At 37.4% G+C, this 15,878-nt stretch carries 14 protein-coding genes; 1 reads left to right on the forward strand and 13 read right to left on the reverse strand.

The window, feature by feature from the left end; translation table 11 throughout:
- Positions 1 to 88 precede the first annotated feature (88 nt).
- The 7 genes from ACTNB3_RS07985 to ACTNB3_RS08015 all read right to left on the reverse strand — a co-directional run bounded on the left by ACTNB3_RS07985 (position 89) and on the right by ACTNB3_RS08015 (position 6,635).
- Complete coding sequence (locus tag ACTNB3_RS07985; protein ID WP_441025011.1) at positions 89 to 1,531, reverse strand: L,D-transpeptidase family protein; 1,443 nt, start codon at positions 1,529 to 1,531, stop codon at positions 89 to 91.
- A gap of 1 nt (position 1,532) precedes the next feature.
- The gene (locus ACTNB3_RS07990) at positions 1,533 to 2,942 is read right to left on the reverse strand and encodes a sensor histidine kinase (protein WP_235250835.1); all 1,410 of its coding nucleotides are present in this window, start codon (positions 2,940 to 2,942) and stop codon (positions 1,533 to 1,535) included.
- Positions 2,943 to 2,951: 9 nt separating this feature from the next.
- Positions 2,952 to 3,656, reverse strand: a complete 705-nt coding sequence (locus ACTNB3_RS07995) for a response regulator transcription factor (protein WP_235250833.1) — start codon at positions 3,654 to 3,656, stop codon at positions 2,952 to 2,954.
- Between the two features lie 23 nt (positions 3,657 to 3,679).
- On the reverse strand, positions 3,680 to 3,907 hold the full coding sequence (locus tag ACTNB3_RS08000; protein ID WP_347375393.1) for a hypothetical protein: 228 nt from the start codon (positions 3,905 to 3,907) through the stop codon (positions 3,680 to 3,682).
- A gap of 117 nt (positions 3,908 to 4,024) precedes the next feature.
- On the reverse strand, positions 4,025 to 4,330 hold the full coding sequence (locus tag ACTNB3_RS08005) for an ArsR/SmtB family transcription factor (RefSeq protein WP_235250829.1): 306 nt from the start codon (positions 4,328 to 4,330) through the stop codon (positions 4,025 to 4,027).
- A 93-nt stretch (positions 4,331 to 4,423) separates the two neighbouring features.
- Entirely contained in the window at positions 4,424 to 6,307 is a 1,884-nt protein-coding gene (locus tag ACTNB3_RS08010; RefSeq protein WP_235250827.1) for a heavy metal translocating P-type ATPase, read from the reverse strand.
- A gap of 109 nt (positions 6,308 to 6,416) precedes the next feature.
- Positions 6,417 to 6,635 carry a cation transporter gene (locus ACTNB3_RS08015; protein ID WP_235250825.1) on the reverse strand — a complete coding sequence of 73 codons (219 nt, stop codon included), beginning with the start codon at positions 6,633 to 6,635 and terminating at the stop codon, positions 6,417 to 6,419.
- Positions 6,636 to 6,840: 205 nt separating this feature from the next.
- Here ACTNB3_RS08015 and ACTNB3_RS08020 point away from each other — a divergent pair, with 205 nt between their 5' ends.
- On the forward strand, positions 6,841 to 7,839 hold the full coding sequence (locus ACTNB3_RS08020) for a helix-turn-helix transcriptional regulator (RefSeq protein ID WP_427738641.1): 999 nt from the start codon (positions 6,841 to 6,843) through the stop codon (positions 7,837 to 7,839).
- A gap of 50 nt (positions 7,840 to 7,889) precedes the next feature.
- Here the strand turns inward: ACTNB3_RS08020 and ACTNB3_RS08025 are convergent, their stop codons facing one another.
- From ACTNB3_RS08025 to ACTNB3_RS08050, 6 genes are all read right to left on the reverse strand, one after another.
- On the reverse strand, positions 7,890 to 8,288 hold the full coding sequence (locus tag ACTNB3_RS08025) for a hypothetical protein (protein ID WP_427738640.1): 399 nt from the start codon (positions 8,286 to 8,288) through the stop codon (positions 7,890 to 7,892).
- A 255-nt stretch (positions 8,289 to 8,543) separates the two neighbouring features.
- On the reverse strand, positions 8,544 to 9,722 hold the full coding sequence (hflK, locus tag ACTNB3_RS08030) for an FtsH protease activity modulator HflK (RefSeq protein WP_235250993.1): 1,179 nt from the start codon (positions 9,720 to 9,722) through the stop codon (positions 8,544 to 8,546).
- A 17-nt stretch (positions 9,723 to 9,739) separates the two neighbouring features.
- Positions 9,740 to 10,636 carry a protease modulator HflC gene (gene hflC, locus ACTNB3_RS08035; protein ID WP_235250994.1) on the reverse strand — a complete coding sequence of 299 codons (897 nt, stop codon included), beginning with the start codon at positions 10,634 to 10,636 and terminating at the stop codon, positions 9,740 to 9,742.
- A 28-nt stretch (positions 10,637 to 10,664) separates the two neighbouring features.
- Positions 10,665 to 12,206, reverse strand: a complete 1,542-nt coding sequence (gene hflK / locus ACTNB3_RS08040; RefSeq protein ID WP_235250995.1) for an FtsH protease activity modulator HflK — start codon at positions 12,204 to 12,206, stop codon at positions 10,665 to 10,667.
- A gap of 22 nt (positions 12,207 to 12,228) precedes the next feature.
- A complete protein-coding gene (locus ACTNB3_RS08045) occupies positions 12,229 to 14,454 on the reverse strand; it encodes a peptidyl-prolyl cis-trans isomerase (RefSeq protein WP_347375390.1) in 2,226 nt (741 codons plus the stop codon).
- A gap of 229 nt (positions 14,455 to 14,683) precedes the next feature.
- Positions 14,684 to 15,565, reverse strand: a complete 882-nt coding sequence (locus tag ACTNB3_RS08050; protein ID WP_235251227.1) for a ketopantoate reductase family protein — start codon at positions 15,563 to 15,565, stop codon at positions 14,684 to 14,686.
- Positions 15,566 to 15,878 lie beyond the last annotated feature (313 nt).

Consider the following 15,878-nt stretch of genomic DNA (forward strand, 5'->3'; position numbering starts at 1 on the left):
GTTTCTGGACAATTCCATTATATCAAAAGAGCGTTATTTATGCCCTTTTTATTGGCTGAAATATTGAATTTTCAAGGTACAGAACACCTTATCGGTGTGGGAAGTTTGAGTAAATAATAATCGGATAACCTGCTTCAATCGTATCATAAATAATTTTTGCCTGTTCTTTAGGAAGATTGATGCAACCATGACTTCCCTTTGTCTTATATAACTCGCCACCAAATGCATCCTGCCAGTCCGCATCATGGAGTCCCTGTCCATACACAAACGGCATCCAATATTCCACTTCTACCTCATATCCATAAATATCACTGCTCAGTGTAAATGGCCTTGCTTTATATGCAATTGGCCATGACCCACGATACGTCTGTAATCCCTCACTAGGAAGTCCGCTGATAATATCTGTTTCTGTAACAAGCTTTCCATTTTTATAAAGCCATAAATATTGTTTATCTAAACTTACTTCTATGTAACTTCCCTGAAGATCATCACTTCCGTTCCTCCTCAACCCCTGTTTACTGTAAACCGGTTCTCGTTTTACATCACTACCACTCTTTATATCTTCTAACAACTTCTGCAATTCCGCATCTTTGTCAATCCAGTAACCATATTCATTTCCACTGATAATTACTTTTTCTCCAAAAGAAGTCTTAAAAGAACGAGGCACGTACATTGTGTTATATTTTGAAGACAATTCTTTAACAAAAGCTACTACGTCTTCTTCCTTAACACTTATACTGTCCCCACTGACAATTAACCATGAACATATTTTTTCATTGTCCAAAACTTCGACAGTATCGCCAAATATATAAGAAACCGTTGTTGTCCGGTATTGCAAAAGCTGTCTGTTTAATTCTTCTAATTTTCTATTTAGATCACTTTCTTCTGATGATACAGCTGTCTGATATACCTGACGATTTATTTTTATTTCTAAACGACTAGAGATCAGCTGTTCTTCAAAGTCTTCTGCTAAAGCATTATACACTTGTTCAACCAACTTCTTTTTGTCAATCTGATTACCTTGTATTTCATCCACTAAAATAAATGCTTCTTTCTGTTTGTCGTAAACGATATAAGCATCTGATGATTCTATTCGTTCTCCTAAATTGAAATCCTCGATATTCAAAACATCTTCCAACTTATTTTCCATTTTAATTTCATACTCTATCGAATAATTCTTTCTTTTTTCAATCAGGCCACGCTTTTGGTCTCTTTGTTTTTTTATTTTCAAAAGTTCTTTCTTCAATAAAGACGGCTCCAGTGCATATCCCATATTTCCCACTGTCGTCTCAAATATGTTTTTCCCATTTTCCTGGAAAACAACTTCTTTATTTCGAAATGTCTCTTCAATCTCTTTTACTGCCTGTTCCAGGGTACATTTCGAAATATCCATTCCATATATGGATATTCCGCATCCCATTGTTTCTTCATCCACCTTTTTTTCATAAATAGCCAGTACAATTCCAAGAAGCATCATACATAAAATACTACTCAGTAAAAAATATATTAACTTTAATTTTCTACATTTCATTTCATAACTTCGCCTCTTTTTCTATTCTTTTGGGCAAAGTAATAAAAAATAAGGTTCTTATGTCTCTGTTTTCTGCCCAAATTTTCCCACCGTGTCGTTCAACAATTGCTTTTGTTATTGACAATCCAATCCCCATTCCTCCAGTTTTTGAATTTCTCGATTTATCTACTCTATAAAAGCGCTCAAACAGATGTGGCAGACATTCTTTGGGAATTGGATTTCCTATATTTTCTACTTGGATTTCAATCATATAATCCATTTCTAAATACCTTATCCAAATGGCTGTTTGGGGTTCGGCATACCTTATTGCGTTACCAATTAGATTAACCATACATTGCATAATACGCGCCCTGTCTCCCCAAATTATATCGCCATGCTTTATACACAAGTTAAATGTCAGATTTTTCTTATCCAATTGAACATCAAAATTGTAGTATAACTGCTTACACATATCATAAAAATCAAAATCCTCGTATCTAAGTATTCCCTTCCGATTCTCCAACAAATACAGTTCCTGGAGTTGCTTCACAATCCCTGACAGTCTGAGAATCTCTTCTCTACAGCTTTCCAAACGTTCTCCTGTTGGCTCCCATATACCATCAATCATCGCTTCCAAATGACTCTGTATGTTGGTTAAGGGTGTCCTAAGCTCATGAGCTACATCCGCAGTAATCTGCTGCTTTTGTTCTTCCTCTTTTTTCAATGTTTGCGACATTTCATTAATTGCAGTAATCAGCTGTTGAGTCTCTGCAGTACGGCTTGTTACCAAAGACTTTACTCCATATTCACCATTCGCTATTTTTTCCGCCACCCGGACAGCATCTGAAATTGGTTCCGCTATTTTTCGTGCCATGATTCCTCCCATTATAATAGCTATTACAACAAACACCCCACCAATAACTACAAAACAGATGTTGAGATTATTCATCAAACGCAGTTCCTCATCAGAAAAAGAATACGGTCCATAATAGCCAACCGTAAGTTTTCCAACGCTTTTATTTTCATAAGACAGAGTATATATTTCTTCCTGATATTTACCCTGAAAATTAAAATATCTGCTACGCATATTACTCTCAGCATGTTCTAAAACAAGTTGACATTCTTCACTCTTGTGTGTTTGAATATCCCAATCCATTTCTCCACCTTTTGTTTCCAAATGGATAAAAACCCCATTTTGCATTGCAGCATTTCCTATAACTTCTACCTGTTCCTGACTAAAACTTCCAGTTTCCGCATCATATAAGTCCTGTAATTCATTCACGATATTGGATATTCTCTGTTCCTGCTGTCGTTTAGCATAATTTTCAAATTCTCTCTCCATATTAAATATAAACGCAACAGCAATGGAACAGATGACGGCAATAGAAATCAAAGAATATGTCAAAATCAATTTACTCTTAATGGTTTTCATATTCACCTCTTATAACACAAATTTATATCCAACACCGTACACTGTCACAAAATATCTAGGCATCTTTCCATCTGGTTCCACTTTCTGTCGTATACTTTTTATGTAAGTATCAATACTCCGATCATATCCCGCAAATTCATCCTCCAATGCATAAGATATAATCTGTTCCCTGCTAAATACACGGTTTGGTGACCTAACCAATAGTTCAAAAATTTTATATTCTGTCGGTGTAAGATGGATTTCCTCCCCCTGCTTTTCTACCTTCCGATATGTAAAATCCACTGTAATATAATGATTTCCTATGATTACAACATCCTGCTTATTTTCCTCCATCCTTTTCTGAGTGCGCCTTAACACCGTCTCTACTCTGGCCAATACATTCCTTGGACTAAAAGGCTTAACAATATAATCATCCGCACCAATCTGCAGACCCCTGACCATATTATTTTCTTCTATTTTTGCAGTCAACATAATGATAGGTATATCCTGCTTCTGATGAATCATCTGGCAGACATCTTCTCCCATAATATCCGGTAGCATCAAATCCAAAATAATCAAATCCGGCTTCAGTTCCTCTGCCGCCTCTATTGCTTTCTGTCCACTATGTACTGACTTTGTTTGATATCCTGCATTTTTTAAATATGCTTCCAACACTTCCGTAATCTTGATCTCATCATCTACAATCAATACCGTCCTTTTTTTTGTACTTTCCATTAGTTCCATATCCTGTCCTCGCTTCAATCTACCTCTATAATCGTAACTCTATAGTCCAATATAGATGTGATGGTAATAATCGCATTTATAATCCTCGGCATAGATACGTAATCTGCTTCAAGAATCATTTGCCCCGTCTCAAAATAAATTTCTATTTTATTTATTCCTACAATCTTCTTTAGTTCCTCACATATCCTATCTGCAGAATCTTTATTGTTCAGTCCCTGAATCATAAATATTCGCCTTTCCATAAAATAATCTCACCTCTCATATAGGAATATTTTCACATGTAACCTAATTAATCTTGTTCGTTTTACTATATCAGAATGATGTGGGGATTATGTGGAGATTAAGCTAATAAACTTTCACTATTTCCGGGCTGTAACAATTTCTATTCCTAACTTGGTAACCAAACTCACATGGCAATCAGATACAGAATAATATATCTGCTTGCCCTCTCTGCGTCTTCTTATGAGTTTATGAGCTTTTAATATATTTAACTGATGGGATACCGTAGACTGTGATGCATTGAGATAACCTGTCAACTCACTGACACAAATTTCTCTGTCAGACAGCAAAAAAAGTAACTGAAGCCTTGTAGGTTCACCCAACACCTTAAAAAATTCAGCCAATTGACTATAATCAACCTGAACCGTATCGTATACATTTTTCATTTGTATATTTATTCTCCTAAAAAAGGCGCAGTCTTTTGGTGTCTGCGCCTATATATTTAAGTTTATTACAAGTCAAACATTAATCGTTAATTATCATAGATTGTGTACTCTCAAAGCACGTATTGCATTCAATACTGCGATTACTGTCACCCCTACATCAGCAAAAATTGCCATCCACATATTTGCAATACCAACCACACCCAAACCAAGGCAAACAAATTTTACAACTAAAGCAAATACAATATTCTGATAAACTATAGAGATGCACTTTCTAGAAATTTTAATCCCTTTAGCAATCTTCATTGGATCATCATCCATTAATACCACATCTGCTGCTTCTATAGCCGCATCGGATCCCATTGCTCCCATAGCAATTCCTATGTCGGCACGTCCAAGCACCGGAGCGTCATTGATGCCATCGCCTACAAAAGCTAGCTTCGCTTTTTTCCCTTTCTGTTCTAACAATCGTTCCACTTGAGTAACCTTATCGCTAGGCAGTAATTCACTGTGGACTTCATCTATGCCAAGGTCAGAAGCAACTTTTTCAGCAACCCTCTTTGCGTCTCCTGTAAGCATAACAGTCTTTTCAACTCCAGCTTTTTTCAATTCCGCAATTGCCTTTTTAGAATTTGGCTTTTCAATATCAGAGATTACAATATGACCAGCATATGCCCCATCAATTGCTACATGAATGATAGTTCCAACTGAATGGCAGTCCACATACGGAATATTCAGCCTTTTCATCAACTTAGGATTACCGACCGCCACTTCAATGCCGTCTACTTTTGCGATCAATCCATGTCCGCTGATTTCTTCAATATCTGTCACACGACTACGGTTAATTTCTTTTCCATAGGCCCGCTGAAGGCTCTTGCTAATCGGATGGGAGGAAGAACATTCTGTCAAAGCTGCGTATTCTAAAAGTTTCTCCTGCTCCATCTCATTGTGATGAATACCGCTCACCTCAAATACTCCTTGAGTCAGTGTCCCTGTCTTGTCAAAAACTACAACTTTCGTCTGGGATAATGTTTCCATATAATTTGAGCCTTTAATCAGAACACCTTCTTTGCTGGCTCCACCTATTCCAGCGAAAAAACTGAGTGGCACACTAACTACTAATGCACACGGACAGCTAATTACAAGAAATGTAAGCGCACTATAAATCCAGTTTGCCCAGTTTGCCGCATTTCCTGTAATTAAATTAAAAACAGGTGGTAAAACTGCCAGCAACAGTGCAGCAATACATACTGCTGGTGTATAAATTTTTGCAAATTTAGAAATAAAATTCTCCGAATGTGACTTACGAGAGCTAGAATCCTCCACTAGCTGCAAGATTTTAGAAACTGTTGATTCTCCAAATTCTTTTGTAGTCTGGATTTTCAGTACCCCTGTCATATTGATACATCCACTGATTACCTCGTCTCCCTCACCGGCCTCTCTTGGCATGCTTTCTCCGGTAAGTGCGCTGGTGTTCAAAGCTGAAGTTCCTTCTATGATAACTCCATCAATAGGAACTTTTTCACCCGGCTGTACCACGATCACGTTTCCAATACCAACCTCATCTGGATCAACCTTTTTCAACTTCCCATCACGTTCAATATTTGCATAATCTGGTCTGATGTCCATGAGGGCAGTAATGTTTCTGCGGCTTTTACCCACAGCGTAACTTTGGAACAATTCTCCTACTTGATAGAACAGCATAACAGCAATTGCTTCACTATAATCACCACTCTTTTCATAAGTAGCAAGTGCAATAGCACCGACTGTCGCCACAGCCATCAAAAAATTTTCATCAAACACCTGACCGTTCACAATTCCCTTTCCGGCCTTCCGTAATATATCATAGCCAATCACCAAATATGTCGCCATATAAAGTACTATATTTATAAATCCATTAAACGGCAGGAGTTTTAAACCTACCACCATGACCGCCGAAATAAGAATCCGAACCAGCATTTTTTTCTGCTTCTTTGTCATAACGAAGCCTCCTTTCAATTTAATATTTGCTTATTTGTTGAATTATATACTTCAAATCAGCGCCCCTTCCGCTTTCTGCATCCGGAGCGCCATAAAATACTGCTTCTAACTAAATCTCAATTTCACAGTCAGGTTCTACTTTCCTACAGGCTTTTAAAACTTCTTTCATTACCTGCTTTGCATCCTTGCCTTCTTCAAACTCTACAATCATCTTCTGAGTCATAAAATTAACTGTAGCAGAAGCAACACCAGCTGTTTTTCTTGCTGCATCTTCCATTAAATTAGCACAGTTGGCACAATCAACTTCAATCTTATAGGTTTTCTTCATTACAAATTCTCCTTTTCACTTTTTAGATTTAACCATTAAGCACTTGTTTAATTGTTATGTTTGTAGTATAATTACTGCACAAATGGAAGTCAACAGGTTGCAGACAGTCCCTTCCAAAATGGATAAAAACATTTCTAAAAAGGATATTTTTAAACAGTAGATATTGATAATCTGACTATTAATTATCAGAAAGACGAGGTGCCTTTTGTATAACGAATATATTACACAAATCAAGAATGAACTCATAAATATCCCGGACGGAATCCTTTTTGAACAGACATATCCCTGCATAGATACTCCTGTCTGTTCTGAACACCTTGATACGCTTCCAAATGGTAAGGGCAAAAAAATTTCATGGAAATTATTGACTGGAATTACTATTATTTTTCAAGATTATTTAGCAGAACAGATTTCCTGTAACCACAAACCAGAAAAGGAACTTTTGGAAATTAACTATTGTCGCTATGGACGAATCGGCTGGAATATGAAAAACGGTCGTTCCATCTACCTTGGTCCTGGTGATTTCTCACTTCACACAAGGCAACTATGCGCCGGTTCCGTCATGACTCTGCCCAGCGGTCATTATGAAGGACTTACTGTCTGCATTGATCTTTCACAATTTGATCAGGCACCCCCAGAACTCTTAAGAGGGACAAAAATAACAGGGCAGATGCTTTCGGAAAAATTTTGCTCTCGTGGAAATTTCTCCTTACTTACAGGCAATGAAAAAACAGAAGCAATCTTTTCTGGATTTTATAATTTATCCGAAAATCTCAGGAAACAATATTTCATATTGAAATCCCTCGAGCTACTTCTCTATCTTAGTGAATTTAAAATCACTTCCGGAAAAGAACCAGGGAAATACCAGTCGGAACAGGTGGAAATTATCCGCCAAATCCATGATTACCTTTTACAGAACATAAACCACCGGATAACAATTGAAGAGTTATCAAAACAGTATCTAATGAACCCTACAACTTTGAAATCTGTATTTAAAGCAGTATATGGAGATTCTCTTGCTGCACACATGAGAGAGCACCGACTAGAAAAAGCTGCTATACTGCTTACCGAAACCAATAACAGCATCTCACAGATTGCTAAAGCAGTCGGTTATACAAGCCAGAGCCGCTTTTCTACAGCTTTTCATGAAGTATACCAAATGCTTCCGTTGGAATATCGAAGAATTCATTCCAACATTCACTAAAATATATATTTCTTAATAAAAAGCAGACCATAAGGATAATCAGACAGTAGCTAATTATCTTTATGGTCTCTATTATATCTTACTTCCAATACTCCACTCATTTTATATATATTTGTCAGTAAAGCCTGTTTTTCAGCTTTTGACTTAATCAATACATGATAATAATATTCACAGCTTTTATTTTTTTCAGATGTCCTTATCATGATCAATTCCTTCGATATGGTAAATTGTTTTATAACTACATCAAAATTTATTTTATCCATCCGTTCTTCTGGAACTGTAATCTTCATCATGTATTCTTTATCGTCTGTTTCCAAACTCCCTTTAAGTATGTGATACCTCGTCATGATAACAGCAAACCCAATAAGAATCATGACTATAGCAAACACTATTATCACCAAAATTACAATCTCTTTATATAACAGCATAATGATGGTCTGTACTGTCATGGAATAATTCCCAATGGCAGTACTAGATCTTCCTTACTATCCTCCTCTCTATCAATTTGATAATTTACCCAAGGTTATTCTGTATGTATTAGTTTAAAACTATTTCACAATAATGAAATCTCATAGGGCAGATGGGATTGAAAACATGTGGTTGCATAATCTCTATCTACTCAAACCCCTTCTTTCCCATCTATTGCCCCTTTATATAAACATCAGACATATTATTTTATGCATGCCGATGGAATTGCTTATATGTTAATTTCCCGAATCCTGTGCTTGCACCCCAGAGCTATCTGTAATATTCATACCACTTTGAAGACTCGGGTCAAACAGTTTCACATCCACATTACCACCTGATGAATCAACAATATACATCTTTACTGTTGGAAGAATCTTATCCAATGTCTCCAGAAGCAATCTGTATTTTGTCGTATCCTCCGTATAAATTGCAGAATTATTCTGGTATTCTTTTAGCATACTCAGGAATTTTTCAGTATCACCTGTTGCGCGCGAAATCTGTTCTTCCTTATAAGCCTCCGCCGCAGAAATTTTTTTCTCTGCATCAGCACGCGCTTGTGGAATCAAGCTGTTAGAATAACCATTTGCTTCGTTAATAGCTGTTTCTTTCTCCTCTTTTGCAGTTGTAACATCCAAGAAGGCATCTGATACTTCACCCGGTGGAACAATTGACTTAATATTAAAAGCCGTAATTTGCATACCTGAATCATATTTATCTAAAATATTCTGTGCAATTTGCAAAATATTGTTCTGTGCTACAACCTTTTCCGAACTTAGTACATCATCCACGGCAGTGTTTGCCATCATTCGTACAAGAGCAGATTCAACACTGTAACGTACCAATTGCTCACTGCTCCCATTGATGTTATACAAAAATTTGGCTGCATCCACTACTTTATAATGAACAACTGCCTGTGTCGTAATGATATTCTCATCACCTGTTAACAACTGAATCGCCTGCGGTTCTTCCTCTGGCTGATGTACATGTTCCGGTAGCGACATCCCTACATCAGCTCGTCTTACTTCTGATACATTTACCTTTTGCACCTGGTCAATCGGGAATGGTAATCTATAGTGTAATCCTTCCTCCACCGGCTGTACCTGCACCACTCCAAATCGTCGAATGACAGCTTGTTCTCCAGGACTAACAATATATATTCCTGTTAGCAAATATATAACAACTACCGCACCTCCAACAGCCAGAATCGCTTTTCTAGGATTAATATGACCAAATGCATTTTTCAAATCATTTATAGTATTCCCACCGGTTCCTCGGAATATCTTCTTTATTATAACTGTAATTTTTCTCACAGTTCGGCCTTCTTTTCCATTTATTTTTCCAGCTAGTTTCTTCCCTTTTTCTAAGAAGCTTTCGCCTTTTTTATCTGGGGAAACTCTTTTTTTTCGTTTCCACATAGCCTGTCCTCCTCGCCTTATTTTGAACTACCACCTAGATACTTCAAGATTTCCGCCGTGGACGGTAATATCAAAGTAGTATTTCCATCTATCGTTTTTTCGTAAGTCTCCAAGGTACGGATAAATTCATAAAAATCAGGATCTTTCTGGAATGCCTCTCCATAAATTCTAATAGCTTCCGCATCACCCTCTCCCTTGATTTGTTGCTCTTTTTTATAAGCTTCAGCTAAAATAAGCTGTTGCTCTTTTTCTGCATCAGAACGTATATTTGACGCTTGTTCACTTCCTTCTGCACGATATTTTTGTGCCATCTGTTCCCGCTCTGCACTCATTCTGTCGTAGACACTTTGCTTATTTGCTTCTGGAAAATTCAATACACGAATCTGTGCGTCCACAACTTCTATTCCATAATCTGCCGCCTGATCTTTCGCATATACCACTACTTCTTCTGTCATTTTATCTAGTTCCAATTTCTGTTCATCTGTATTAACAAGCTGTTCCAGATTATATTTTCCCATTTGCACTCCTAGACTTGAAGAAAATACATCCATAAGCCGTGATTCTGCACCCACTTGATTTTTCACCGTTTTCAAGAATGCTATCGGGTCTACTATCTTCCATGTTCCATAATAATCCAATGCCACACTTTTCTTATCCAGTGTTAGTAGTTCTATAGAAGAAGTCTGATATACCTGTACCCTCTTATCAAGATACTGAACTGACTGGATAGGATCCGGAAGTTTCACTTTCAAGCCTGGATTTTCATCCACTCTTACCGGATTTCCAAACTGTGTCACTACCGCATATTGAGTAACATCCACCTTGTAAACTACAAGAGCCGCTACAAAAATTACTATTGTCAACAGACCTCCAACTATCATATGTTTAGATATTCTTTTCTTTATTTTTATCATCTCGATTACCTCCACCGTTTTTTCACATCTATTCCTCCGATTGTGTTGATGCATTCTTCTGGTTTGCAATCCATAGTTCTGCGTTATCAACATTAACACCTACTCCTAATAGCACCTTTTGTACATTTGGCAAGACCTTATCCATCGCTTCCATATACATCCGGAACTCAGTAACCCCCTTTGACTTCGCATATTCCTGCTGTCTTGCAGTGAACAGGGACGCATCTCCTTCCGCTGTACTGATTTTATTCTGTTTATAACTCTCTGCATCAGCTACCAGTTTATAAGCGTCTGCATTGGCCTGTGGAATAATCGTGTTTTTATAAGCCAATGCATCATTGATGTATATACTCTTATCTTGCCGTGCTGTTGCTAAATCCTGAAAACTTGCCATTACACTTTCCGGCGGATCTGCCTGTACAAGCTGTACATTGACAATTTCTATACCTGTACCATTCTTTTCCATCACAGCTTCCAAAAGCCCTTTTGCACTTTTTTCAATATCTGTTTTTCCTTCTGTAAGAATATAATCAATTGTACTCTTTCCTACTATTTTACGTATGCTTGTGGTTGCTCCTGACTGAATCAGCAACTCGGCATCAGATACATTCAACACATAATCCGATGTGTCATTAATCCGATAATTTACCACTAGGTTGACATTAACCAAGTTTGTATCTCCAGTCAGAAGTTCCTGTACCCCTACCTCAATCTTCTGAACATTATCTGACTTTATAATACTAACCTCTTCAAACGGAGCTGGCAGTCGATAATGAATCCCAGGCGTTACTTTTTCGTTCACAACAGCTCCAAACCTGCGAACAACTCCGGTTTCATCTAAACCCACAAAATAGATTCCGGACAAAAGATAGGCAGCGGTCAGCACACCAGCTATACCGGCAATCATCTTCTTATTTCCATGAAAACCATGCACATGTCCCATATGTACATCCGTCCTCTGTTCCATTTCTGGATGTAGCAGCATAGACAAATTAGATGTAAATATTTCATAGCCTGATATCATCAGTAATACCATTGCAACAACCGCAGAGATCTTATCCAGATCCGGCATTCCAAACAAGGAACCTACGATTCCCACTAACACAGCTATAGAGCAGTACATATCCATTTTTGAATGGTAACCATCCGCTATAAGGCTTGACGACCCTGTTTGCTCTCCTACATAAATTTTGTACCTTGCCATGAAATAATTAATTGCTACTCCGACAAAAGCTGCAGCCGCTACAAATGGCACATATTTAAGCTCTGTCTGTTCCCCGCTTAATGCATCAGACAAGATTTCTATTCCCATAATAAATATAAATACTGATACAAAAATTGCGAGTAAATGTTCCAACTTTTTAGATGCCAACCGTAGTTTTTCTGTGCCATGTCTCGCTGCCATCAGTCCGGCAAATACTACACTTGTCACGAAAACATCCGTAAATGAATGCCATGCGTTTGCCTCCAGTCCTATGCTCCCCGATATTTTTGCTAGGAAAAACCGCAGTACAATCAAAATGATATTTGCAATAAGCGTTATGAATATCGTTTTTTCCTTTCTGCCCATTTTTCTCTCCTTTCAAATGTGTCTATGTGTTATTTTTTTCTTCTTTTAGAAGTTTCTTTAATGTTCTGTTATATATTTTAAACTCCGCCTCTTCCAGCATTTTCTCTTCCATGTCCTGTATCTGCCGATCATGTTCCTGCTCTTGTAAATGACTCTTTATTCCTTCCGACAATTCCTCCAAAGATGCAAGGTTCTCCTCCATGCGATTTCTTACATAAAAAATGTAATATCCTTTATTGTAATCCAGCACTTCGCTAAATTCCCCCTTTTTCAGAGAAAAAACAACATCTGATATTTCCTGCACCATATGACCTTTATCGAAGGTACCAGAAAGCTCCCCACCGGAAGATGCAGAAGAATCCTCCGAATACTTTTTTGCCACCTCCGCAAAATCCTCTCCATCACGTACGGAAGCAAGCGCTTCATTTGCCTTTGTCAAAGCCTGCTCTTTTTTCTCCCCATTTGTTCCCTGATCAATCCAGATCATGCTCAATTCCACAGTAGCAGGCGTTGTTAAGAGTTCTTTATTTTCCTCATAATATTTTGCAATTTCTTCTTCCGTAGGCTCTTTCAAGTTTGCATCCACTTCCTCCTGATGCATGACTTGGTAAAGATACTGTATTTTCAGTTCTTCAAAATCATGTGTTTTACTGCCGTCCGAAGAAGCACCGTCCTCACTTTTTTCAAGTAAGAGTTCTTTTGCAATGATTTGCTCTACAAGTTTTTTTCTTGATTCATAAGTCAAAAGTTTCTGTCTATAAACTTCCGAGAGTTCTTTGAATTCCGTATAGAATTCACCTAAAGTGTATCGTCTGCTATGAACAGAAAAGAGCATATCATTTTTTCTTTCTGTATATTCTTTATCCATTTTTTCCAGCATAAGGGTTCCTTTGATTTTATCCGAAACCTCTGAAATAGGTTTGGTCCCGGTTGCCTGCTTTTTATCCAGCTTCAGAATACTTACCGTTCCATCTGTATTCACAATAGGATCGCTGACTTCCCCTTCCTTCATTTCCCAGATAACAGCTTTTGTACTACCGTCATCTGTCCCTTTTGTCAGAGTTCCCTTTGTCACTTTCCCTGATTGTGAAAAAGCTGTCGCCACATCTTGAAAACTTTCACCTCCTTTAATCCTACGTATCGCTTTATTCGCTATGTCAGCTTTTTCCTTAGCTATTTTAAACTCACTGTATTCAGCCTTTTCTTCCGTCCGATATTGTTCCAGGTTAACATTATAATAGTTTTTTATCTCTTCATCCGTCGGAGAGTCTATTTGTAGCACTTCAAAGTTGACTTGCAGACCTGCTGTTTTTTTCAACTCTTCAATATAATCACTTATAAAACTCTCATCTTTTTGATTCGACAATGTCTGGCGAATTTCATCCTCCACCTCTTCAAATGTCTTGCCATCAAAATCCTTCTGGTTTTTATTGTAATATTCTTGCACTTCTAGCTTTGGAATAGATTCCGGAACAATATTATCTTCATGCAAATCTGCCATATATTGCTCTACCGTAGCGTCATTCAGCAAATCCTCCATCCCATGCTGCACTTCTTCACGGTTTGTAATTCCTTTTTTCTCCGCCCAGTCATTGACAATCTTCTCTACTGCCAGCTTGGTAACCATTTGCTGATAACCGTTAAGTGAATCAATAGGATGAACTTCGCATTCCTCTGTGGAATCGCATTTTGAATGATCATATCCATGAGTTGGGCAAAAAATATGTTCCTGTTCTTTTGCTGATTCAACTTCAATAAATTGATTCAACTGATCAATAGTTATATTGTTACCGTTATATGAACCCACCACGTCAGGTTTTGGAGGTCGAGACTCAACTAAATCCGGAAGGAACTTCCACACAAGTCCACCAACGACCCAAAATATAGTCACTGCTATTCCTATAATCTTCCACCTTGTATTGCGTTTGGTTGGCGTTTTATTTAATTCAAAATCATCTAATGAATCAGATAGTACCTGCTCTATCTCTTCAAGATTAATATTTTCTATCTGAAGCGGCGTATCCTCCTGATTTCTCTGAAAGTTTTTTTCTTCATTTCTATTTGTAATATCGTCATATATTTTCTCTGCCTGTTCTTTCCCTTGTTCTTTAGATTTTTTCTTGATTCCAAGAACATGTAATAAATCAGAAACTACCGATTCCTCATTATTTTCATCCAAATTACTTTTTTTTATCTCTTGATTATTGCTGTTCTCCTGAATGTCTGGATTTCTCTCCTTATCCTCCATTTCAATCCCTCCTGTAAGCATTCGTGAAGTGTAAAAATAGTATAAATAATGAATGTGGGAATATTATGGGGAAATTATGAGGATAATATGGTAATTACGAAAAAGACTCTTAAAATGATCTATCCAAACTAAATAAAATCCCAGAATATCCTCTGGGATTTTATTATGGATTTCCATCCTCGAAATATTTCCATGACTAAAACATATGGATTCTATCGCAATATTTAATTTATGCTAAACTGCTTTTAATATATCTATAAAACTGTTCATGTAGCTGCCTCATCTCATCTGGCGCTTTCATTGAATGTTGATACATGAACATATTTCCAAATTTGCTTCTGAACACGAAACTCAATCCCATGCTCAATATAGAAACCGGTGCAAGACGAAAGAAATTCATTTTGGGCGGAGATAATTCTATTCCCAATTTATGAAGTGCTGAAAAATTACGCTGCATTTGTTTTGCAGTATAGAGCATCACTTTTCCGTCATACCCCGCCTTTTCTGGGTTGTCTGCCATATAATAAGCATCCGCAATAGGTACAACCATTGCCAAGTGACTCAATTGCCAGGCATGCATATCCTGAACAATCTGATACGGTATATTAGCTTGCTTAAAGAGAGATGCCAATTTCAACAATCTTTCCGTTTTTTCTCCCGAAATCTCAGCAAAAGTTGTTTTCTGAATAAGCCTCGGAGTAAGAGCTGCGTGAAGCACATTTTCATCAAAACTTCCGCCCGCCCCCGGAAACGCAGGAACAATTCTGCCTTTTCCACAAATTTCTTCCCAATTACTATATGGTTCCAGTGTGTTGACCATTGTAACAATATTAGGGCTACAATTATTCTTTAGCTCCCTTAATGCAATATAGACTTGATTTTCTCTGACAGGCAAAAAAATAAAGTCATATAAATCGTCATCTTCCAATTTATCAATGATCGTTAATTCCGCTTTCAGAATGCTATTATCCTTAGAGTACAGCAATCCATTTTTCTTTAGAATTTCCAGCCGCTGTCCTCTTGCGTATATGCAAACATGGTGTCCGGCATCACTGAACAATGCCGCATATAAACACCCGATAACGCCAGCTCCATAAACAAGTAATTTCATCGCACAAAAACCTCTCTAATTTTTGACCAGTTTACTTAATTCTGATTATGCTACTTAGCGTAGCAAGCAATATATCTATTATTTTGCGAGTGAACGACCAATGATATATACTCCAACAGACATCTCTCCAACAGATATCCCTGCCATTAATCTGGACAGAAAATCTGTTCCGCCAAACAACCTGGAAAAAGCGAACAATGCGATTCCCATTACTATCAACAGTATACCAAATATGTACATTTCCTGTTTTCTAGCTACTGTATCCACCCAATCATGTCTAATATTTGTTCTTCGCTAAACTCTCGAATACTAC

The organism is Bariatricus sp. HCP28S3_D3 (assembly GCF_052065755.1).
GTDB lineage: Bacteria > Bacillota > Clostridia > Lachnospirales > Lachnospiraceae > Allocoprococcus.